This is a genomic window from Roseateles hydrophilus (assembly GCF_026712245.1).
GTDB classification, from domain to species: Bacteria; Pseudomonadota; Gammaproteobacteria; order Burkholderiales; family Burkholderiaceae_C; genus Pelomonas; species Pelomonas hydrophilus.
Window position 1 is genome coordinate 341,192 of record NZ_JAPPUY010000002.1, and the last position, 22,589, is coordinate 363,780.

At 70.0% G+C, this 22,589-nt stretch carries 16 protein-coding genes; 8 read left to right on the forward strand and 8 right to left on the reverse strand.

The genetic code is table 11. The annotated features are described in order from the left end of the window. Positions 1-1,037 precede the first annotated feature (1,037 nt). The 3 genes from NYO99_RS08735 to NYO99_RS08745 form a co-directional block, all read right to left on the reverse strand. Positions 1,038-2,288, reverse strand: a complete 1,251-nt coding sequence (locus NYO99_RS08735; RefSeq protein ID WP_268166784.1) for a glutamate-5-semialdehyde dehydrogenase — start codon at positions 2,286-2,288, stop codon at positions 1,038-1,040. A 79-nt stretch (positions 2,289-2,367) separates the two neighbouring features. Continuing rightward, positions 2,368-3,195: a type 2 periplasmic-binding domain-containing protein gene (locus NYO99_RS08740; RefSeq protein WP_268166785.1), complete on the reverse strand. Its 828-nt coding sequence runs from the start codon at positions 3,193-3,195 to the stop codon at positions 2,368-2,370. Between the two features lie 55 nt (positions 3,196-3,250). Further along, positions 3,251-4,444 carry an FAD-dependent monooxygenase gene (locus NYO99_RS08745; RefSeq protein ID WP_268166786.1) on the reverse strand — a complete coding sequence of 398 codons (1,194 nt, stop codon included), beginning with the start codon at positions 4,442-4,444 and terminating at the stop codon, positions 3,251-3,253. Positions 4,445-4,629: 185 nt separating this feature from the next. Between NYO99_RS08745 and NYO99_RS08750 the strand changes: the two genes are divergently transcribed. From NYO99_RS08750 to NYO99_RS08760, 3 genes are all read left to right on the forward strand, one after another. After that, positions 4,630-6,843, forward strand: coding sequence for a PhoX family protein (locus tag NYO99_RS08750; RefSeq protein WP_268166787.1), 2,214 nt, complete (start codon positions 4,630-4,632; stop codon positions 6,841-6,843). A gap of 27 nt (positions 6,844-6,870) precedes the next feature. Next, positions 6,871-7,557 carry a PEP-CTERM sorting domain-containing protein gene (locus NYO99_RS08755; protein ID WP_268166788.1) on the forward strand — a complete coding sequence of 229 codons (687 nt, stop codon included), beginning with the start codon at positions 6,871-6,873 and terminating at the stop codon, positions 7,555-7,557. Positions 7,558-7,634: 77 nt separating this feature from the next. Beyond that, positions 7,635-8,618 (forward strand): potassium channel beta subunit family protein, encoded by a 984-nt coding sequence (locus tag NYO99_RS08760; protein ID WP_268166789.1) that lies wholly within the window; start codon positions 7,635-7,637, stop codon positions 8,616-8,618. Positions 8,619-8,621: 3 nt separating this feature from the next. On the opposite strand, the gene NYO99_RS08765 is transcribed toward NYO99_RS08760, so the two are convergent. The 3 genes from NYO99_RS08765 to nosR are packed head-to-tail and all read right to left on the reverse strand — an operon-like array spanning position 8,622 to position 12,692. Then, entirely contained in the window at positions 8,622-10,751 is a 2,130-nt protein-coding gene (locus tag NYO99_RS08765) for an ATP-binding protein (RefSeq protein WP_268166790.1), read from the reverse strand. A 2-nt stretch (positions 10,752-10,753) separates the two neighbouring features. Next, positions 10,754-11,338, reverse strand: a complete 585-nt coding sequence (locus NYO99_RS08770) for a response regulator (protein WP_268166791.1) — start codon at positions 11,336-11,338, stop codon at positions 10,754-10,756. A gap of 19 nt (positions 11,339-11,357) precedes the next feature. Next, positions 11,358-12,692 (reverse strand): response regulator c-di-GMP phosphodiesterase, NosR family, encoded by a 1,335-nt coding sequence (gene nosR / locus NYO99_RS08775; protein ID WP_268166792.1) that lies wholly within the window; start codon positions 12,690-12,692, stop codon positions 11,358-11,360. A 242-nt stretch (positions 12,693-12,934) separates the two neighbouring features. On the opposite strand from nosR, the gene NYO99_RS08780 reads away from it, so the two are divergent. Further along, positions 12,935-16,027, forward strand: coding sequence for a ligand-binding sensor domain-containing diguanylate cyclase (locus NYO99_RS08780; protein ID WP_268166793.1), 3,093 nt, complete (start codon positions 12,935-12,937; stop codon positions 16,025-16,027). A 30-nt stretch (positions 16,028-16,057) separates the two neighbouring features. Here the strand turns inward: NYO99_RS08780 and NYO99_RS08785 are convergent, their stop codons facing one another. Then, entirely contained in the window at positions 16,058-16,666 is a 609-nt protein-coding gene (locus NYO99_RS08785) for a hemerythrin domain-containing protein (protein ID WP_268166794.1), read from the reverse strand. Between the two features lie 145 nt (positions 16,667-16,811). On the opposite strand from NYO99_RS08785, the gene tkt reads away from it, so the two are divergent. Both tkt and gap read left to right on the forward strand, forming a co-directional pair. Next, positions 16,812-18,797: a transketolase gene (tkt, locus tag NYO99_RS08790; RefSeq protein ID WP_268166795.1), complete on the forward strand. Its 1,986-nt coding sequence runs from the start codon at positions 16,812-16,814 to the stop codon at positions 18,795-18,797. Positions 18,798-18,940: 143 nt separating this feature from the next. Beyond that, positions 18,941-19,939 (forward strand): type I glyceraldehyde-3-phosphate dehydrogenase, encoded by a 999-nt coding sequence (gap, locus tag NYO99_RS08795; protein WP_268166796.1) that lies wholly within the window; start codon positions 18,941-18,943, stop codon positions 19,937-19,939. A gap of 249 nt (positions 19,940-20,188) precedes the next feature. Here gap and NYO99_RS08800 read toward each other — a convergent pair whose 3' ends face one another. After that, a complete protein-coding gene (locus NYO99_RS08800; RefSeq protein ID WP_268166797.1) occupies positions 20,189-21,562 on the reverse strand; it encodes a cation:proton antiporter in 1,374 nt (457 codons plus the stop codon). A gap of 172 nt (positions 21,563-21,734) precedes the next feature. Here NYO99_RS08800 and NYO99_RS08805 point away from each other — a divergent pair, with 172 nt between their 5' ends. Further along, positions 21,735-21,998, forward strand: a complete 264-nt coding sequence (locus NYO99_RS08805) for a type II toxin-antitoxin system Phd/YefM family antitoxin (RefSeq protein ID WP_268166798.1) — start codon at positions 21,735-21,737, stop codon at positions 21,996-21,998. Then, on the forward strand, positions 21,998-22,495 hold the full coding sequence (locus NYO99_RS08810) for a PIN domain-containing protein (RefSeq protein ID WP_268166799.1): 498 nt from the start codon (positions 21,998-22,000) through the stop codon (positions 22,493-22,495). The genes NYO99_RS08805 and NYO99_RS08810 overlap by 1 nt, the downstream gene beginning before the upstream one ends. The last annotated feature ends 94 nt before the right edge of the window (positions 22,496-22,589 follow it).

Sequence of the window (22,589 nt, forward strand, 5' to 3'; positions counted from 1 at the left end):
CCCGATCCGCCCGCCCTTCGCTGCGCTTCGGGTCCCCTGCGGTACTCAGGCCTTGAGGCCTCGCGCGGAACTCGCTTCGCTACGCTGCGCTCAGACAACCGCGCGAAGTCAGTTCACGAGGTGCGCTGCGCGCACGGCCTCAAGCCCTTCCGTTCCTCGGCGGGCTCAGAGGGGGGGGAAGACAAATACCTCGGGGCGGACGGCTGGTGGGCTTGGTTTTTGGCTGTTGGGGTGTTGGCTGTTCCTTCACTCCCCTTTGGAGGAGCCGAGCATCGCAGGCGGCCGGGGCGCGAGCGCAGCGAGCTTCGTCATCTGACTTCGCGCCCCTTTGTCTGAGCGTAGTGAGCGCAGTGAACGAAGCGAGTTGGGCGCGGCCCCGGCCGCCGAGAAGCGCAGGGGACCCCGTAGCGCAGCGAAGGGGCGACGGAACAGGGGCGACTTTTTGCCTACTTTTTGGTCGGCCAAAAAGTAGGTCGCCCGCCGGGGCGAATTCCCGGCTGGGCCTCACGCAGCAAGCCAACAGCCACGAAGGCAATCCACGGCCAGCATGTCGCTGGGGTTCATTGCATTCACTCCAGCCTACCCAGCTCAGCAACCACATGAGACGGCCACACAAAAAATGACAGGCACGTCCAACAGATAAGCCGCCAACAACGGGCCCAAGAAGCAAGCGACGGCCACGAGGGCAAATCCACAGCCATCCAATCGAGCGCGTAACCCTGATCTGACTCTGGTTCTCGACCAAACCCATGCCCCAGGGAACGGGGATTGGCCCGACCGCAAAGTCAGCAAAGCAGCGCGGGAGACGGCCAGCCCTGCCAGCCAAAACAGTCCCACAAAGGCCAGAACGATGCCCCGAAGCCAAGGGAGCGATTCACAGACGGGCAAGGCTCTCACGTAGCCCATGAAGGGCTGCCACCAAATGTCCACAGCGACAGACACGGCAAGTCCTGCGATTGCGCAAACGCCGAGCTTCAATCGACCGGCAGCCGTAGGCTCGATGAACCGATCGTCCATGTGTCAGCCAGGGGCAGGCATCAGCCCCTCACCTCCCCCTGCCCCAACACCACCCACTTCATCGAAGTGAGCCCCTCCAGCCCCACGGGCCCCCGCGCATGGAACTTGTCGGTTGAGATGCCGATCTCGGCCCCCAGCCCGTACTCGAAGCCATCGGCAAACCGCGTGCTTGCATTGACCATCACGCTGGCTGAATCGACTTCGCGCAGAAAGCGCATCGCCGACACATGATTCGTCGTCAGGATCGCATCCGTGTGATGCGAGCCGTAGCGGTTGATGTGCGCAATCGCCTCGTCGAGTGAATCGACGACCTTGATGCTGATGATGGGCGCCAGGTACTCCGTGGACCAGTCTTCCTCAGAAGCCGCCACCGCGCCGGGCACCAGGGCCAGCGTGCGCAGGCAGCCGCGCATCTCCACGCCCTTGGCCTTGAACACGGCCGCGATGCGCGGCAGGAAGGCCGCCGCCTGCGCCGCATGCACCAGCAGCGACTCGGTCGCGTTGCAGGGGCTGTACTTCTGCGTCTTGGCGTTGTCCACCACCTTGACGGCCAGGTCCAGGTCGACGAACTCGTCCACGTAGCTGTGGCAGTTGCCGTCCAGGTGCTTGATGACTGGCACGCGCGCCTCGGCGCTGATGCGCTCGATCAGCCCCTTGCCGCCACGCGGGATGATGACGTCCACCCACTGCGGCTGCGAGATCAGCAGGCCCACGGCGGCGCGGTCCGTCGTGTTGACGAGCTGCACGGCGGCGCGCGGCAGGCCGGCTTCCTCCAGCGACGCGGCCACCAGCTCGGCCAGCGCGAGGTTGGAGTGGATGGCCTCGGAGCCGCCGCGCAGGATGCAGGCGTTGCCGCTCTTGATGGCCAGCGACGCCGCCTCGATGGTCACGTTCGGGCGGCTCTCGTAGATCATGCCGAACACGCCCAGCGGCACGCGCATCTGGCCCACGCTGATGCCTGTGGGGCGGCGCTTCACGCCGGTGATCTCGCCGATGGGGTCGGGCATGGCGGCGATCTGCTCGCAGCCTTCGGCCACCGTCGCCAGCGTCTTCGCGTCGAGCTTGAGGCGGTCGCGCAGCGGGCCGCTGAGTTCGGCGGCGCCGGCCAGGTCGCGCGCGTTGGCGTCGGCCAGCGCCGGGCCGGCTTCACGCAGGCGGCGGGCCAGCGCCAGCAGCGCGGTGTTCTTGGCGGCCGTGGAGGCGGCGGCCATCGTCGTGGCGGCAGCGCGGGCGGCGCGGCCGAGGTCGTCCATGTAGGCGTTCAGAGACATGGCCCGATTGTCGCGGGCCGTGCCGCCTGGCGGCAGCGCAGAGCCTTCGTCGCTCGGACAGGCGGCCGGCGTGGCGCGCTCAGCCGTCGCGGCGGTTGTGCAGTGTGATGCTGCGCCGGCCCGCTAGCCCCAGGGGGCGCAGCACCGGGTCGAACGCGGCGTCGAACAGCCGCTTCATCTCGCCGCTGCGGGCCAGCTGGGCAAGCTGCTCTTCTAGCGCATCCACCTGCGGCTGGGGGTGGCGGCCGGCGAAGATGTGGTTGCCGGCCGGGTAGCGGAGCATCAGGCCCGGGGCGATCGTGAGGTCGGGGCTGTCCAGCGTTTCCAGCTCTTCCAGCACCTCCAGCGCCGAGCGCGGGAAGTAGTCGATGTGCCCGCGTTGCAGCATTTCGTACAGCGCCAGCGTGCCACCGGCGGTGTCCACACGAAAGCCGTTGTCGCGCAGGATGTCGACGTCCGGCCAGTGCAGGCCCTGGCCCGCGCGGCGCGCCTGCAGCACGCGGGTGGCCAGCGACGCGGGCCAGCGGGCGAGGTCGTCCACTCGCACCACCAGCAGGCGGCAGCCGATCAGGCCTTCGTCCAGCCGCGGTTCCAGGCAGCGCAGTTCGCTGCGCCGCTGGGCGTTGGACATGCCCCACATCAGGTCGGCCACGCCACCGCGGCGGCTGACCTCCAGCTCCAGGCGGCGCTGGGTGATCTGCATGGGCGGCACGGCCTGGAAGCGCAGGCCGCGCCGCTGCCGCACACGCTCCAGCAGGGCCAGCACGTAGCTGCCGAAGCGGTCGCCGGTGCCGGGCGCGATGTAGCGCAGCGGCGGCGCATCGTCGGCGTGGCTGCTGCCCGCCGCGCCGGCCAGCGTTGCCAGGGCACACAGCGCGTGGCGACGGTCGCCGCGGAAGCCGCTCATCGCGCGCGACCCCGCGGCCACCCGCCGGCCAGCCCCCAGGCGCTGCCGGTCATGCTCAGCCTCCGAACATCATGCGGCGCGCCAATGCGGTCTTCACCGGGCCGGCCAGTTCCAGCCCGGCCAGGGCCACGCCGCGCAGCGCGGGCAGCCCGGGCAGGCGCCAGGCGAAGCTGCGGGCCAGGAAGTCGGTCGCGGCGATCATGGGCCAGCGGTCGGGCGCGCGCTGCCAGTCCACGCGGGCCAGCGTGGCGTCCAGGCTGAGGCCGGTTGCGCCGGTCACCTCCGTCCACTCCCGCAGCGCATCCACCAGCGCCTGCGCGTCGCGCAGGCCCAGGTTCAGGCCCTGGCCGGCCACCGGGTGCAGCGTCTGGGCGGCGTTGCCGATGCGCAGCGCGCGGCCGTGCAGCAGCCGGGTCTCGGCGTTCAGGCCCAGCGGGAAGCATTTCAGCGCCGAGATGCCGGTGAGCCGGCCGGCGGCGGCTGGCAGCTGCTGCTGGATGACGGTCAGGCGCTGCGCGTCGGTCAGCGTGGCGATGTCGTCCTCGGCCTGCGGCAGGCACCACACCAGCGCCGCGCGCGGCCCCTGGGCGTCGTCGGGCAGCGGCAGCAGCGCCAGCGGGCCGTTGCGCGTGAAGCGCTCCACCGCCAGGCCCTGCAGACCGGGCGACGCCAGCCGCACGGTGCCGACCCAGGCGTTCTGGTGGTAGTCGCTGCGGATGCGCTTGCGGGCCTGCTCGGCGAACACGCCACCTTCGGCGACGACGGCGAGGTCGAAGCGCTCCACCAGCGGGCCGTCGCCGCTGTCCAGCTCGACGCCGTCGGTCTGCGTGCGGATGGCGTGCACCGCGGTGCCGAAGCGCGTGAACAGCCGCTGCGGCGCGGCAGCGGCCAGCGCCAGCCAGCGCTGCTGCAGCGGCGCCACCAGCGCGCCATAGCGCAGCACGGCGCCCAGCTGCGGCACGCCCAGGTCGGCCGCACGCAGCCACACCTCGCCGGCCACCGGGGCCGGCGGCGCCTGGCTGACGTGCACGCGCTGGATGGCCTGGGCCGCCTCGGGCTGCCAGGCCTGCAGGCGCTGCAGCAGGCGCACGCTGCCCAGGTTGAGCGCCAGCGTGCGCGCGTCGCCGCTGACGTCCTGCGTCAGCGGGCGGGTGTCGAACAGGTGGATCTCGGTCTGGGGCAGGCGTTCGGCGGCCAGCAGCGCAAGCGCCAGACCGGCCGGGCCGGCGCCGATGACGGCGAGTTTCATGGGGCAGGAACGATGGGACGAAGGCCGCAACGATACCCGGCTCCCGCCAAACCCCCCGGTGTTGCGGGGCAGCCCGTAGTCCGAACAGCAGGGGGCAAGACATGAGGCCACAACGGGCGGCAAGCACAGTGCTCCAGCCTGCCGCCGCCCTGGCGCACTGTCCGCTCAATCCCTCAGGAGTTCCCATGAAAGGCAAGTCCCATCCGACCAACGATCAGTCGTTGAACCCGTCCGGCAATGCCAGCATCCGTGACGTCATCGACCAGGTGGACAGCGCCCGCCGCCGCTTCGTGCAGGGCTCGGTGGGCTCCGCGGCGCTGGCGGCTGCCGGCGGTCTGAGCCTGGGCGGCCTGGTGAACACCGTGCAGGCGGCCCCGGTGGCGGCAGGCCCGGGCTTCCCCGGCATCGGCTTCGAGAGCATCCCGGCCGAGACGCGCGCCCGCAACGTGGCCGTGCATGGCGGCTCCGCGACCGCCGTCGTCGACCGCGTGACGGTGCCGGCCGGCTACACGGCCGAGCTGTTCGTAGCCTGGGGTGACCCCATCATGCCCGGCGGCCTGCCCTTCAGCGGCACGGCCAGCGAGACCGCTGCCGAGCAAGCCAAGCAGTACGGCATGCACACCGACGGCATGCACTTCTTCCCGTTCAACGGCACCGACGGCAAGCCCTCGTCCGAGCGCGGCCTGCTGGTGGCCAACAACGAGTACACGCACGAGGACATCCTGTTCACCGACGGCCAGGTCGGCGCCGGCTACACGCTGGCCAAGACGCGCAAGTCGCAGGCTGCACATGGCGTGTCCGTGGTGGAAGCCCGTCGCGTGGGCGGCAAGTGGCGCGTGGCCAAGACCTCGCTGTACGGCCGCCGCATCACCTCCAACACGCCCATGCGCATCGCCGGCCCGGCCGCGGGTCATGCGCTGATGCGCACGCGCGAGTTCGTCATCACCGACGCCGCCAGCATCGCCACCGGCAACATGACCGACGGCACGACCTGCTTCGGCACGGTCAACAACTGCGCCCACGGCATCACGCCCTGGGGCACCTACCTGGCCTGCGAAGAAAACTGGAACGGCAACTTCGGCGGCACCGGCGCTGTCGACACCTCGGCCACGACCGAGATCGGCAAGCTCAACCTGCGCTACGGCGTCAGCGCCGGCGGCTTCGGCTACCGCTGGCACACCACGGACGCGCGCTGGGACGTGACGACCAACCCCAACGAGCCGCACCTGTTCGGCTGGGTGGTGGAGATCGACCCGTTCGACCCCAAGTCGGTGCCCGTCAAGCGCACGGCGCTGGGCCGCTTCAAGCACGAGAGCGCGCAGTACGTCGTCGACAAGAACGGCGATGTCGCGTTCTACATGGGTGACGACGAGCGCAACGAGTACATCTACAAGTTCGTCTGCGCGGGCAAGTTCAACCCGACGAACAAGGCCGCCAACCGCAACCTGCTGGACAGCGGCACGCTGTACGTCGCGCGCTTCGACGGCAGCCTGGTGGGCGAGTGGCTGGCGCTGGTGCCGGGCACCGTCGGCAAGGACGGTGTCGCGCTGCGCAACAACCCGAACTTTGCGGGCGCCAACGACGCCGAGGTGCAGGCCAAGATCCTGATCAAGACCCGCATGGCGGCCGATGCCGTGGGCGCCACGATGATGGACCGCCCCGAGTGGACGGGCGCCCGCCCGCGCATCGGCGGCTTCAGCGAGATCGAGGTCTACTGCACGCTGACCAACAACAACCGCCGCGGCACCAACACGCCCTCCGTCAACCAGATCGACGGCAGTACCGGGGCCGGCGCCGCCCGCCCGCCGGTGGATGCGGCCAACCCCCGGGCCGACAACGTCTACGGCCACATCATCCGTTGGCGCGAATCTGGCCAGTCGGTGCGCGCGACGAGCTTCGCGTGGGACATCTTTGCGCAGGCCGGCGACACCGCCACGGCCAAGACGGCCCGGCCCACCAATGACTACAAGGGCAACATCGTCGACGTGCCCGCCGGCAGCGCCGACTTCGGCGCCCCGGACGGCCTGTGGTTCGACTACTTCGGCCGCCTGTGGGTGCAGACCGACCAGGTGGGCGACGGCTCGGGTGACTGGATCAACATCGGCGCCAACTGCATGGTCTGCGCCGACCCCAACACCGGCGAGATGCGCCGCTTCCTGACCGGCCCGAACAAGTGCGAAGTCACCGGCGTGACCATGACGCCGGACGGCAAGACCCTGTTCGTCGGCGTGCAGCACCCGGGCGAAGACGCGGTTGCCGCCAACCCGACGCAGTTCTCCAACTGGCCGCAAGGGCAGTGGAGCGTGGCTTCCGACGGCGTGACGCCGCTGGCCGCCGGCCGGCCGCGTTCCGGCGTCGTCGTCATCACCAAGAACGACGGCGGCGTCATCGGCAGCTGACCTCATCCTCCATTCAGGAACCTCATCATGAAGACCTCTTTCGCCTCCCTGGCCCTGGTGGCCGCGCTCAGCGCCGCGGGCGTGGCCCACGCGTCGAGCATCGTGTCGACCACGGCCAGCTTCGCGCCGGTCAGCGTCGTCAACTTCGACGGCTACGACGGCCTGGCTGTCGACGCGTCCAAGCGCGTCTGGCTGGACAGCGACACGCTGTACGTCTCTGACGCTGCCTCGCTGCTCGGCGCCAACAACCAGGACCTCGCCGGCAACGGCCTGTGGGGCGCGCGCGTGGGCGAGACAACGCCCACCGGCAGCGGCCATTTCCTGGCCGCCACCGGCCCGGTGCTGTTCAGCTTCTTCGGCGGCGCGCAGGCCCAGGTCGGCGCCTACTTCAACCTGAGCCAGCCGCTAGACGGCCTGAAGACGGCCACGCTGACGCTGACGGCCTACACCGCCGCCAACCAGGTGCTGGAGTCCTTCACCTACAAGGTCGACACCAGCTGGGACAGCTACAACGAGGGCATGTTCCTCGGCTTCTCGCGCGCCCAGGCCGACATCTACGGCTTCGGCATCACGGTCAGCGGCGGCCAGTCCCTGGTGCTGGACGACCTGCAGCTGAGCGCCGCACCGGTGCCCGAGCCGGCCAGCATCGCGCTGCTGGCCGCCGGCCTGGGTGTGGTGGGCGCCGCCGCCCGCCGCCGCGCACGCCGCGGCTGATCGATCGACCCCTCTCCTGCATGCCGACGGGGCCGCGCGTAAGCTGCGGCCCCGTTTTCACTCATCACCGCACCACCATGCAATACCGCCGTCTCGGCCGCGCCGGCCTCCAGGTCTCGGAACTGTCGCTGGGCTCCTGGGTCACGTACCACAACCAGGTCGACACCAAGGCCGCCACCGAGATGCTGGCCGCGGCGTTTGATGCCGGCATCAACTTCTTCGACAACGCCGAGGTCTACGCCCAGGGCGAGAGCGAGGTCGTGATGGGCCAGGCCTTCAAGGCGCTGGGCTGGAACCGCCTCGACTACATCGTCTCCAGCAAGTACTTCTGGGGCTTGAGCCGCGATGGCGTGACCACCACCAACCGCAAGGACACGCTGAACCGCAAGTACCTGATGCAGGCCGTGGACGGCTCGCTCAAGCGCCTGCAGCTGGACCACATCGACCTGATCTACTGCCACCGGCCCGACCCGCACACGCCCATCGAGGAGACCGTGTGGGCCATGAGCGACCTGATCCGCCAGGGCAAGGCGCTGTACTGGGGCACGAGCGAGTGGAGCGCCGCCGACATCCGCGCGGCCTGGGACATCGCCGAGCGCCACCACCTGCACAAACCGGTCGTCGAGCAGCCGCAGTACCACCTGTTCCACCGCAAGCGCGTGGAGCAGGAGTACGCGCGGCTGTACGAGGACATCGGCCTGGGCCTCACCACCTGGAGCCCGCTGGCCTCCGGCCTGCTGACGGGCAAGTACCGCGGCGGCATCCCCGACGGCAGCCGCGGCGCGCTGGAGAGCATGGGTTGGATGCGTGAGCAGCTGCAGGACCCGGCGCGCAACGCGGCGGTGGGCCAGCTGGCCGACATCGCGGCGGAACTCGGCTGCAACACGGCGCAGCTGGCGATTGCGTGGGTCAACCGCAACCCGCGCGTGTCCACCGTCATCCTGGGGGCCAGCCGCATCGAGCAGCTGCGCGACAACCTCGGCGCCCTGGCCGTGACGCCCCAGCTCACGCCGGACATCGTGGCCCGCATCGAGGCCGTCACGGCGCCGCTGGCGCGCTGAGGCTCAGCCTGGGCCGGCCGGGCCCGTCACCGGCACCCACACGCGAAACCGCGTGCCTTCGCCCGGGGCTGACTGCACCTCGATGCGGCCGCCGTGCTTCTGCACGATGGAGAAGGACATCGACAGCCCCAGCCCCGTGCCCTGGCCGACCGGCTTGGTGGTGAAGAAGGGTTCGAAGATGCGGCGCTGGACTTCCTGCGACATGCCGCAGCCATCGTCGGCCACCTCGACGCAGGCCCAGTCGCGGCCATCGACGCTGTGCAGCGCGCTGGCCAGCGTGATGTTGCCGCGCCGCTCCGTGGGCATCGCGTGCGCAGCGTTGACGATGAGGTTCATGAACACCTGGTTGAGCTGGCCGGCCAGGCAGCGCACCGGCGGCAGCGTGCCGTACTGGCGGTGCACGTCGGCGCGGTACTTGACCTCGTTCATGACGACGTTGAGCGTGGACTCCAGGCCTTGATTGAGGTCGGCGTCCTGCCAGTCGGCGTGGTCCACGCGTGAGAAGTCCTTCAGGTCCTGCACGATCTTGCGCACGCGGGACAGGCCGTCCTCGCTGTCGTCCAGCAGGCAGGGCAGGTCTTCGGCAATGAATTCCAGGTCGGCAGCCTGCTTCAACGCCGCCAGTTCCGCATCGAGCGGCTCGTGCTCGCGGCTGACGTAGGCCTGGGTCAATGCCATCAGCTGCTCGACGTAGCGACGCAGCGTTCCCAGGTTGGAGTTGACGAAGCCGATGGGGTTGTTGATCTCGTGGGCAACGCCGGCCGCAAGCTGGCCGATGGAGGCCATCTTCTCGCTCTGCAGCAGCTGGTTCTGCGCTTCTTCGAGCCGCGCGTTGGTTTCCTGGATGTTGCGGTAGTTCTGCACCAGCTCTTCCTGGGCGCGCAGCACCTCGGTGCGGTCTTGCAGCAGCCACCACATGCCGGGCGAGCTGCCCGCCGGGTTGGACGCGTAGCCGATCAGCTGCACCCAGATGCGCCGGCCCGTCCAGGTTTGCAGCCACATCTCGTGCACCAGCGATGTGCCGGCGCGCAGCGCGCTGTTGGCCAGCCGGCCGAGGTCGTGGAAGTCGTTGTCATCGAGGAAGAAGCGCCGCATGGGCATCTCGGCGACGCTGATGTCGTCGGGCAGCTCCAGGATCTGCGCGAACTTCTTGTTGCTGCGCGCGACCTGCAGCTGGCGTGTGGCGGCGATGCCCACCGACGCGTTCTCCAGGAAGGCTTCGAGCTCCTGGTGCGTCAGGCGCAGCTCGGCGGTGCGTTGCGCAACGATGGACTCCAGTTCGGCGTGGTGGCGCCGCAGCTGTTCCTCGACCTCGTGGCGTGCCGTGACGTCCTGCAGCGTCTCGATGGCGCCCATCAGCTGCCCGCCAATGCCACGCAGCGGCGCGGCCGTCACGTACAGCCACCGCCCGCTCGGGCCCAGCTGAGGGAAGAAGCCTTCGTAGGCGTAGCTGTCGGGCAGCAGCGGCGACTGGTTCAGCGCCAGGCCGTAGTGCAGCGGGCCCTCGGTCTCGACGCAGCCGTCCACGATGAGCTCCGCGAGCATGGGCCGCTGCTCGGCGTAGAACGCGCGCCAGGTGTCGTCCTCGCCCAGCATCTGGCTGGAGCTGCGGCCGGTCAGCTGCGCACAGGCCGCGTTCCAGTGCGTGACGCGATGGTTGCTGTCGATCACGTAGCTGGCCACCGGGCCGTTCTCGACGATCTGATACATCACGCGGCCGACTTCGAGCAGGCTGTTCTGCACGTGCCGCATGTCGCTGAGGTCTTGGCAGGTCAGCAGCGCCAGCGGCGCGCCGTTGTCGGCGTACAGGCGCCGTGCGGTGATCTCCAGATGGCGGCTGCTGCCGCTGGCGCTGACGGCCTCGACCTCCATGGTCGGCAGGGCGCCTTCGCAGTCCAGGCAGCGCTGGCCGTAGTCCCGCAGCGCGGCTTGCTGGTCGGGCGCGGCCCAGGCCTCGGGCGCGAGTTGCTGCAGTTCGGCCTGGTTGCGCCCCAGCAGGCGCAGCATGGCGTCGTTGGCGAACGTGATGTGCTGCCCGTTGTGAACCAGCAGCGGCGCGCTGACAGCCTCCAACCCCGCCTGCAGTGCAGCAGGCAAGAGCTGGACGGGCGCGAGGGGCAGGGCGGCGTTCATGGTCAGAGCGCCGAGGCGCCGGTGGGGTCGAGCACGTAGGCACCGTCACTGGTCCACTGCACGCGCGTGATGCCGGGTTCCATGCGCTCCAGGCGGCGCCGTTCGGCCTCCTGCGGGCTCAGCGAGCCCAGTGCCAGCAGCTGGCGTTCGGCCAACAGGCCCAGCTCGACGCGGCGGCGGTACTCGTCGAGCTGTTCGCGCACCGCGTTCTTGAGCTCCGCTTCGTTCCACGGCTTGGACAGGAACAGCGCGATGCGGGCCAGGTTGATCGCGTCGGTGAGCCCGTCGAAGTCCGCGTGGGCGGAGAGCATCAGGCGGCTGCAGTCCGGCTGCAGGGTGCGCAGCGCGGCGAGGAACTGCGCGCCGTTCATCGCCGGCATGCGGAAGTCGCTGATGCACAGGGCAAAGGACTGCTCGCGGGCGCGCGCGAGCGCCAGGGCCGGCTCGGTGAAGGTCTCGACGTGCAGTGGCGCCCACAGGCCGTCCGCCGTGCCGCTGCGCAGCGTGCGCAGCAAGGCCTGCAGGATGGCCGGCTCGTCATCAACGAGCATCACGTGGTGAGACGGGGGGCGGGGGGTGGCAGGCATTGCAGACCTCTTCAGGCAGTCATGACGGCACCGCAGCAGTTGCCGCAGGGGGGACGCGGATCTGGAACGCGATGTCCAGGCCTTCGCGCCGCACCAGGTCACGGATGGTGTTGATCACGCCGGGCTCGAACACAAAGCCTGACGCCAGCAGCAGCGTGCCTTGCGGGCTGAGCAGGTCCTGCGCCATCACCATGCCGGGCTTCAGGTCGGCGGCGCTGACCTGGATCTGGCTGGGGGCGGGCGCTGGCGCGGTGCTCATCAACTGCTCGAAGGCGTCGATGACGATGGGCGCGAAGCGTGTGCCCGACAGCCCGCGCAGCACGGCGCGAGCGCTGTCGGCGTCGTGACGGCGCTCGCTGAGACGGCCTGCCTGCAGGCCCTCGAAGGCCGCTGCCAGCCCGACCGCCTGCGCCGCCAGTGACAGTTCCTCGCCGCGCAGCCCATCCGGGAAGCCCATGCCGTCGACGCGCTCCTGGTGCGAGCGCACCAGGCGCGCGGCGCCGCGCAGGCCGGTCAGCGGCATCAGCGCCGCCTCGCCGAGCAGGGTGTAGCGACGGTAGAGCACCAGGTCGTCGCCGCGCATCAGCGAGACCGGCTTGCGCAGCAGTGCGTCGGGCAGGCCGATCTTGCCCACCTCGTGCAACAGGCCAGCGGCGTAGCAGTCGTCCTGCTCTGCAGCGGGCAGATTCAGCGCCACGGCCAGGCGCCGGGCCAGCTGGCCGACGCGTTCGGTGTAGCCCGCCCGGCCGGCCTCGCGCAGCTCCATCAGGCCGGCGAACACCTTGATCGACAGCAGGAAGTTCTCGCGCAGGTCGCCGAAGGCGCGCTCCAGCATGTCGTTCACCTGCGACAACTCTGCCGTGCGCGCCGCCACGCGGCGCTCCAGCTCCTGGTTGTGCGCCTGCGTCAGGGCCTGGAGGCGGCGATTCTCCTCACGCAGCCGGGCCCGCTCCAGACCTTCGCGAACGGCCAGCAGCAGCTCCTGGTCGTCCCACGGCTTGGAGATGTAGCGCTGGATCTCGCCCTGGTTGATGGCCGCAATCGTGGAGCCGATGTCGGCATAGCCCGTCAGCAGCAGCCGTGCGACGTCGGGCCAGCGCTGGCACACCGACTGCAGCAACTGCGCGCCATTCATGCCGGGCATGCGCATGTCCGACAGCACCAGGTCCACCTTCTCGTGCTCCAGCATCTGAAGCGCGGCCTCGCCGCTTTCGGCCAGCAGGATGCGGTGGCCCAGCGGGCGGAACAGCCGCCGCAGGGCGCTGAGGATGCCGGGCTCGTCGTCCACGAACAGCAGCGTGCACGGTGCTGACGTGGCGGAGGACGGGGCGGCGGGTGCGAGGGGGGAATCCATGAGGAACTCCGTGTGCCCCGGAGTGAAGGAACAGGCTGAGCCGGGGCGTGGCCACAGTGTCCAGCAAATTGATAGAAGTGATGCTTCGCGAATTGATAAAAGCGAGGGCGAGCATCGACTAGTTCACACCTTGCGCCGCCGCGGGCGTTGCGTGGCAGAGAGGGGGGAGTTTTCCCGTGCGGGCTTGTGCCGTCCCGGGCTGTCGGTGGCGTCACGGAGAATGCTGCGCCATGAGGGCGTCCATGAAAAGAGGCAGTGCGGCCTTGCTGTTGCTGCTCGTGTTGGCCACAGCCAAGGCGGTGGTGCCGCGGTTCGAACCGGTCGGCGAATCGGGAGCCGTGCGGGACAACGTGGTCTCGGCACTGGCGCTGGATGCGCGCGGCCTGCTGTGGGCGGGCTCGCCGGAAGGGCTGATGCGCTTCGACGGCTACACCTTCAAGCACCATGCGTTGTCGGCTCCGGACGGCCAACTGCTGCCCGAGCAGTTCGTGCGCGCCATGCTGCCCGACCCGCGCGGCTGGCTCTGGGTGGCGGCCGGCAACAGCGGCCTGGTGCGGCTGGACCTGACCACCGGCCGCTGGTCGCGCTGGACGCGCGACGGCAACTCCGCCGACGAGACGGCCCCCGCCGCCAACACCGTGCGCAGCTTTGCGCTCGAGAAGGACGGCACGTTGTGGGTGGGCGGCAGCGGCGGGCTGGACCGCTTTGACGTCAAGCGCGACCGCTTCACCCATCACCGCGGCAAGGAAGACGGCCTGCCCGACCCGCGCGTGCAGACGCTGCTGGTCGACAAGCAGGGCACGCTGTGGATAGGCACCTGGCGCGGCCTGGCCCGCAAGGCGCCCGACGGGCCCATCGAGACGCTGGACGTGGGGCTGTCCGACCAGCTCGTCACGCTGCTGGCCGAGACGCTGGACGGCCGCATCATCGTCGGCACGGCCCAGGGCCGGCTGCGTGCGCTGTCCCCGGCCGGCCTGCAGCTGCCGTTCAGCGCTGGCGCGCAGGAAGACGGCAGCGGCAGCGTCTGGCCCATCATGACGATGGCGCAGGCGGACGCCGACGAGCTGTGGTTTGGCGACGCCTCGGGCCTGTCGCGGCGCCGCGCGACCGACGGCGCGCTGATCGAGCGCCTGTCCGCCACCGGCCCGCGCAGCGACGTGCGCGCGCTGCTGCGCGACCCCTCCGGCACCATCTGGGCCGGCAGCTACGGCGGCGGCCTGATGCGCCATGTGCCCTCGCTGCCGGGGCTGTCCATGGTGCGCGAGTCCATGAGCTCGGCGGTGCTGGACGTGCGCAGCATCCTGCACCTGAGCAATGGCGAAATCTGGCTGGGCACGCTGGCCGGCGGCATCGAGCGGCGCGACAGCGCGCTGCAGCCGCTGGCCCACATCGCGCCGGGCAGCGCAGGCCTGCCGGCCGGGCGCATCAATGCGCTGGCGCAGACGCTGGACGGCTCGGTCTGGGTTGCCATCGACACGCAGTTGCTGCGCTTTGACGACCAGGGCCGCTGGAAGGAGACGCTGCGCAGCGGCAACGCCGTGCCGCGGCGCTTTCACGCCAGCAGCGACGGCGCGCTGTGGATCGCCACGCTCGACGGCCTGCTGCGCTGGACGCCCGCGCAGCCGCAGATGCGCCCCGTGCCCACGGCCGGCCTGGTGGGCGGCACCGGCGAGGTCAACGCCTTCGCCCGGCTGCCCGACGGCAGCCTGTGGGCGGGCGGCGCGGCCGGGCTGTTCCGCATCGCCACGCCGGGCGACGCCGAGCCGGTGGCCGAGTGGGTCGAGACCAAGGGCCTGACCGGCCAGACCGTGCTGGGCATGGCCGTGGACCTGGCTGGCCGGCTGTGGGTGGACACCGGCACCGGCCTGCACCGCATGGTCGACAACAAGGGCGCACACGCGCGCTTCGAGGCCGTGGCGGCCTCCGACGTGGGCGGGGCGTTCGGCGCCAACCTGCTGTTCGACAAGCAGGGCCGCATCTGGTCGCAGCGCAACATGTACGACCCGCGCACCGGCGAGCGCCGCGAGCTCAGCGCCGCCGACGGCGCCGACCTGGGCACCGGCTGGTTCCGCGCCTACGAGAAGCTGGCCGACGGCCGCATGCTGTTCGGCGGCGCGCGCGGCCTGCTGGTCATCGACCCCGACCGCTTCACGCCCTGGACCTACCAGCCGCCGCTGGTGGCGTCCGAGTTGCGCGTGGACGGCGACGAGCGGCCGCTGCCGCCGCCCGGCACGCCGCTGGTGCTGGCGCCGGGCGAGACGGCCTTCAGCTTCTCCTTTGCGGCGCTGGACTACACCCAGCCCGGCCGCAACCGCTACCGCTACCGGCTGCAGGGCCTGGATGGCGGCTGGGCCGATGGCACGCTGGGCCGCACGGCCACCTACACCAACCTCGCCCCTGGCCACTACCGGCTCTATGTGCAGGGCAGCAACCGCGACGGTGCCTGGGCGCCCAAGGAGCTGACGCTGGACGTGCATGTGCGCGCCGCCTGGTGGCAGACGCTGTGGGCCCGCGCGCTGGCCGTGCTGGCCGCGCTGGCTGCGGTGGCCGCCATCGTGCGTGTGCGCACCCGCTGGCTGCTGCGCCGCCAGCGCATGCTCGAAGCCCGCGTGCAGGAGCGCACCCAGGCGCTGGAGGCCGCCACCGCCGCGCTGACGGCCAAGTCCGCCGAGCTGGAGGAGGCCAGCCTCACCGACCCGCTGACCGGCCTGCGCAACCGCCGCTTCCTGGACCGCCAGATCCCGGCCGATGCTGCGCTGGCCCAGCGCCACTACGAGCCCATCGCCCACATCCCCAGCCCCGGCGGCAGCGAGCAGGACCTGCTGTTCTTCCTCGTCGACATCGACCACTTCAAGCGCATCAACGACGCCCACGGCCACATGGCCGGCGACGCCGTGCTGACGCAGATGCGCGGCCGGCTGGAGCAGGTGTTCCGCGCGACGGACTACCTGGTGCGCTGGGGCGGCGAGGAGTTCCTCATCGTCGCGCGCGGCACGCCGCGCAGCCGCGCTGCCGAGCTGGCCGAGCGCGCGCGCCAGGCCGTGTCGGCCCAGCCCTTTGCGCTGGATGGCGACCTGCGCCTGTCGCTGACCTGCTCGGTGGGTTTCAGTGCCTTCCCGCTGTGCACGCGCCTGCCCGCCGTGCTGGACTGGCATGCCGCCATCGACCTTGCCGACGCGGCGCTGTACGAAGCCAAGGACACCGGCCGCAATGCCTGGGTGGGCCTGGTGGACGCCGAGGCGGATGACGAGGCAGCGCTGCAGGCCGACGCTCGCAGTGGCCTGGAGGCCTGGGCCGCGACCGGGCGGCTGACGCTGCTGCGCTCGCGCCGCTGAGGCGGCGGGCTGCTGCCCGGCCGCGGCCGCTCAGGCCAGCCCCGGCCCCCAGCCGAACGGCGACGGCAGCGCCGCCAGGATGCGCTCGCGCAGCGGCGCGTAGGCCGTGTCTGCCGCCTGGCCGGGGCGTGGCGCCAGCGGGTCCTGGTGGCTGCCGAAGGCCTCGTCCAGCTCGGCCCAGTCCTGGGGCTTGAAGGCCTCGAGCGCGCGCGGCAGCAACTCGATCTCCTCGCGCTTCATGTGGCGCAGGTAGCGCGCCGCGTACACGCGCAGCTGTTCGGCGAACTTGTCGCGCCGGCACTCGCCCATCTGCTCCCAGGCCAGCAGGCTGTGCTGCAGTTCGCGGATGGCGCGCTCGCCCTGGGCATGGTCGGCCTCCAGCTCGTCGAGCGTGGCGCGCAGCGTTGGCGTCAGCGCGCGCAGCCGCGGGAAGAGCAGCTCGCTTTCCTTTTTGTGATGCAGGCGTTCTGGAAATTCGTCGACGTAGAACAGCATGGCCCGCAGCGCGCCGAAGTCCGGCGCGGCGCCCGCACGCTGTTGCGCCTGCAGCAGCAGCGGCACGGTGCGCAGCATCGCGGCGAGCGCGTCGTGTTCGGCGCGGATGACGCGCACGGTCAGCGGCAGGGTCGAGGCAACCATGGTGCGAAGCGTCGCGCGACGGCGACGTCCCGGCCTTGCGCTGGATCAAGGCCGGCGAGCATCGCTCCGTAGAATCCCGGGTTTTGCTCCACCCCCGAAGAAAGCCCCGGCCATGACTGCAGCATCGACCGCCTCCCCCACCCTCATGGCCCACGCGATCCGCGCGCTGGCGATGGACGCCGTGCAGGCCGCCAACTCCGGCCACCCGGGCGCCCCCATGGGCATGGCCGAGATCGGCGTCGCGCTGTGGGCCCGCCACCTCAAGCACAACCCGGCCAACCCGCACTGGGCCGACCGTGATCGCTTCGTGCTGTCCAACGGCCACGGCTCGATGCTGATCTACGCGCTGCTGCACCTGACGGGCTACGAGCTGCCCATCGAGGAGCTGAAGGCCTTCCGCCAGCTGCACAGCAAGACGCCCGGCCACCCTGAAGTGGGCATCACCGCCGGCGTCGAGACGACCACCGGCCCGCTGGGCCAGGGCATCACCAACGCCGTGGGCCTGGCGCTGGCCGAGAAGCTGCTGGCGCGCGACTTCAACCGCGACGGCCACCAGATCGTCAACCACCACACCTACGCCTTCCTGGGCGACGGCTGCCTGATGGAAGGCATCTCGCACGAAGCCGCCGCGCTGGCCGCCTCGTGGAAGCTGAACAAGCTGATCGCCATCTACGACGACAACGGCATCTCCATCGACGGCCAGGTCGCGCCCTGGTTCGGCGACGACACCGCCAAGCGCTTCCAGGCCTATGGCTGGAACGTCATCGGCCCGGTGGACGGCCATGACGTGGACGCCGTGGATGACGCCATCGGCCGCGCCAAGCAGAGCACCGACAAGCCCACGCTGGTCATCGCCAAGACCCACATCGGCAAGGGCTCGCCCAACCGCGCCAACACCAGCAAGGCCCACGGCGAGCCGCTGGGCGCCGAAGAGATCAAGCTGACCCGCGAGGCCATCGGCTGGACGCACGAGCCCTTCGTCATCCCGGCCGAGGTCTACGCCGCCTGGGATCACAAGTCTGCCGGCGACCGCGTCGAGAGCGAGTGGGACGTGCGCTTCGACGCCTACGCCGAAGCCCACCCCGAGCTGGCCGCCGAGTTCCAGCGCCGCATGGCCGGCGTGCTGCCCTCCGACTTCGCACAGATCGCCGTGGACGCCGTCGTCAAGGCCCACGCCGACGCGGCGACCGTGGCCAGCCGCAAGGCCAGCCAGATCGCGCTGGAAGCCTTCACCGCCAAGCTGCCCGAGATGCTGGGCGGCAGCGCCGACCTGACCGGCTCCAACCTGACCAACACCAGCAGCACGCCCAACCTGCGCTTCGAGGCCGACGGCACCCCCAACAACGGCCGCCACATCAACTACGGCGTGCGCGAGTTCGGCATGGCCGCGATCATGAACGGCGTCGCGCTGCACGGCGGCTTCATCCCCTACGGCGGCACCTTCCTGACCTTCAGCGACTACAGCCGCAACGCCATCCGCATGGCCGCACTGATGAAGCAGCGCGTCATCCACGTGATGACGCACGACTCCATCGGCCTGGGTGAAGACGGCCCGACGCACCAGTCCATCGAGCATGTCGCCAGCCTGCGCCTGATCCCGGGCCTGGACGTCTGGCGCCCGGCCGACACGACCGAAACCGTCGTCGCGTGGACCATGGCCCTGGGCAACGCGCAGCGCCCCAGCCTGCTGGCGCTGTCGCGCCAGAACCTGGCCTACTCGCCCAAGACGAATGTGGACGAGATCGCCAAGGGCGCCTACGTGCTGGCCGAGCCGGCCAAGGGCAAGGCCAAGGCGGTCATCATCGCCACCGGCTCCGAGGTGCAGCTGGCCCTGGCTGCGCAGAAGCTGCTGGCCGACGAAGGCGTGAAGGTGCGCGTGGTCTCCATGCCGTCCACCAACGTGTTCGACCGCCAGGACAAGGACTACAAGAAGAGCGTGCTGCCCAAGGGCCTGCCGCGCGTGGCGGTGGAAATGGGCGTCAGCGACTTCTGGTGGAAGTACGGCGTCGACGCCGTGGTCGGCATCGACACCTTCGGCGAATCGGCGCCGGCGCCGGTGCTGTTCAAGCACTTCGGCTTCACGCCCGAGAACGTGGCCGCGACCGTCAAGGCCGTGCTGAAGAAGAAGTGATGTCCGGGGCCGCGTTTGCGGCCCTGCTTTCTCATGGTGGCGATGATCTGCATCAAGCACTGAAATCGGGCTGAAACCCTCGGCAGGCTTGAATCGCCGAGAATCCCGCCGCACAGAATTTTTATCCTCCTGGAGACTTTTCCATGACCATCAAGATCGGCATCAACGGCTTCGGCCGCATCGGACGCATGGTGTTCCGTGCCGCTGTCGCGAACTTCAAGGACATCGAGGTCGTCGCGATCAACGACCTGCTGGAACCCGACTACCTGGCCTACATGCTCAAGTACGACAGCGTGCACGGCAAGTTCGAGGGTGATGTCGCCGTCGAGGGCAACACGCTGGTCGTGAATGGCAAGTCCATCCGCCTGACCGCGATCAAGGACCCGTCCGAGCTGAAGTGGGCCGAGGCCGGCGCCGACATCGTCATCGAGTCGACGGGCATCTTCCTGGACCAGGCCGGCGGCGAGAAGCACCTGGCCGCGGGCGCCAAGAAGGTCATCTTCTCGGCCCCCAGCAAGGACGAGACGCCGATGTTCGTGTTCGGCGTGAACCACACCAAGTACGCCGGCGAGAAGATCATCTCCAACGCCTCGTGCACGACCAACTGCCTGGCCCCGCTGGCCAAGGTGCTGAACGACAAGTGGGGCATCAAGCGCGGCCTGATGACCACCGTGCACGCCGCCACCGCCACGCAGAAGACCGTGGACGGCCCGAGCAACAAGGACTGGCGCGGCGGCCGCGGCATCCTGGAGAACATCATCCCCAGCAGCACCGGCGCCGCCAAGGCCGTCGGCAAGGTCATCCCTGAGCTGAACAAGAAGCTGACCGGCATGGCCTTCCGCGTGCCCACCAGCGACGTGTCGGTCGTCGACCTGACCGTCGAGCTGAACAACGAAGCCAGCTACGCCGACATCTGCGCCGAGTTCAAGGCTCAGAGCCAGGGCGCGCTGAAGGGCGTGCTGGGCTACACGGAAGACAAGGTCGTCGCGACCGACTTCCGCGGTGACGCCCGCACCTCCATCTTCGATGCCGAAGCCGGCATCGCGCTGGACGGCACCTTCGTGAAGCTGGTGTCCTGGTACGACAACGAGTGGGGCTACTCGAACAAGGTGCTGGAGATGGTGCGCGTCGTCGCCGCCTGATCCGGTTCACCGGTCGGTCACAAGGGGCGCATGGCGCCCCTTTTTTTGTGCCCTGCCCACGCGGCATGCACAGGCCGAAAAAAACCCTTCGGTCGGTGATCCGGGCCGAAGGGTTGAATCCACCGCACGGGGTGGAGGAGACAAACGAAACAGGCCTGAACCTTACCGCGTGTCTGTGCGCCAGACCAATCAACTTCGCGAGCGAACCGCCCGCAAACGGCCATGCGCCACGCGCCGCAGCGCTGAGCTTCAGGCGGCCGGGCTGGAGGGGGTGCCGGGCAGGGCGCCCAGTTCACCGGAGGCACGCGCCTGGCGGCCGTAGACCCACTCGAACACCGGGCTGGCCATCATGGTGGTCACCACCGCCATCAGCACCAGCATCGAGAACAGCGCCGGGCCGATGATGCCTTTCTGCAGGCCGATGTTGATGATGATGAGCTCCATCAGCCCGCGCGAGTTCATCAGCGCGCCGATGCCCAGCGCCGTGCGGTTGTCCTCGCCGGCCAGCCGCGCCGCAACGTAGCAGGCGCCGAACTTGGCCAGCACCGAGGCCGCCAGGATGCCCAGCGCGATCAGCAGCAGCTCCATGGAATTGATCATGTCCAGCCGCGTGTTCAGGCCCGAGTAGGTGAAGAACATGGGCAGCAGCAGGATCACCGTCAGCGGTTCCACCTTGGCTTTCAGCTCGGTGGCGAACAGGCCGCGCGGCATGACTGCGCCGAGGATGAAGCCGCCGAAGATGGCGTGGATGCCCACCGCGTCCATCACGAAGGCCGAGACGCAGAAGGCCACCAGCGTCAGGCCCAGCACGGTGTGGCTCATGTGGCCGTCGCGCTCCACCATGCGGCCCAGCGGCGCCAGCAGCCGGCGGCCGAACAGCAGCACGAAGGCCGCCCAGAGCGCGCCGCCGCCGATGGCCAGCACGGCCACGCCCGCCCCGGCACCAAAGGCCGCCAGCACCAGCGCCAGCACGCACCACGACACCGCGTCATCGAAGGCGCCCGCCGTCAGCGACAGCGTGCCCAGCGAGGTGTTGGCCAGGCCGCGCTCGTTGATGATGCGCGCCAGCATGGGGAAGGCCGTCAGCGCGATGCAGGCGCCCATGAACAGCGTCGCATTGGCCGTGGAGATGCCCTCGGCAAACAGCCCCGGCACCTGCAGCAGCAGGGGCGTGATCAGCACGGCGATCAGGAAGGGCGCCGCGATGCCCGACACCGACACGCTGACCGCGCTGCGCGCCTTGGTGGCGAAGTGGTCCAGCCGCAGCGTCGTGCCCACCAGGAACATGTACAGCCCCACGCCCAGCTGCGCGCCGCAGTACAGGACGTTCTTCATCTCCTTGGGGAAGATGGCCGCCTGCGTCTCGGGCGCCAGCATGCCGAACAGCGACGGGCCGAGGACGACGCCCGCAATCATCTCGCCCACCACCTGCGGCTGGGCCAGGAACTTCTTGCCCAGCCAGCCCACCACGCGGCAGGCCAGGATGATCAACGCCAGCTGCAGGAAGAAGTGCACGCTGAAGTCCGTCGGCGAGTAGGTCTGTGCGGCAGCCGGCGCGGCCGGCCCATGCTTGGCGAAGATGTCCGCCAGCAAGGCCGGGAGGTCGATGTTGCCGAGATCCATGGCGTGTCCTTTGTGGTTCTTGCGGGTGGCAGGCGCCGGTGTGAAAGCGCTGCCAACGTGGCTGGCGACTGTGCCAGCGCGGTTTGCGCTGTCCATCGGGATTGGCCTGTTTGTGCCTACGTACCTACATTGGCATTGAGGCGTCGCAGGCACGTCGCTACGATGCGGCCCCATGAAGCTGCTCACCAGCCGCGAGTTCAACCGCGACGTCAGCCAGGCCAAGCGCGCCGCGCTGCAAGAGCCCGTGCTGGTGACCGACCGGGGCCAGCCCACGCATGTGCTGCTGAGCATCGCCGAGTACCGCCGGCTGACGGGCGAGGGGGAGAGCATCCTGGACCTGCTGGCCATGCCCGAGCCGGTGGTGCTGGATGGGGCCGACGCGTCGGCCGACGGGGCCTGGGACCACCGCGAGCCGCTGGACGGCGGGGGGCGCTGATGTACCTGCTGGACACCGGCATCGTGCTGGCCCTGCGCCAGGCGCGCGCGCTGCAGCCCGACGCCGGCCTGCTGGCCTGGGCCGGCGGCATCCCGCGGCAGCAGCTGTTCATCTCGGCGCTGGTGTTGCTGGAGATCGAGAACGCTGCCGCGCGGCTGGGCCGCAAGGACCGCGCCGCCGGGCTGGCCGTGCGCGACTGGATCGACCATCGCGTGATGCCCGCCTTTGCCGGCCGCGTGCTGCCGGTGGACGCCGCCGTCGTGCGCCGCCGCGCCCAGCTGCCCTATGCCAACACGCGCGACGGCCTGCTGGCCGCTACCGCGCTGGAGCATGGGCTCACCCTGGTCACGCAGCGCGTGCCGGCCTTCCGGGCCGGGCGCGTGAAGCTGCTCAACCCGTCCGGCTACGTCACCCCGCCCGGCGAGGACGACGAAGACTGGAGCCAGGGCACGCAAACCGGTCACCAATGGCTCAAGAACCTCTACACCCGGGCATGAGGCCCCTCGTTCAACGCGTACGTTGGCCGGTCCCCCGAGGGAACGGCGATGTTTGCGGCGTTGAGCCGCAAACACATCGCCCGAGCGGGCCGGC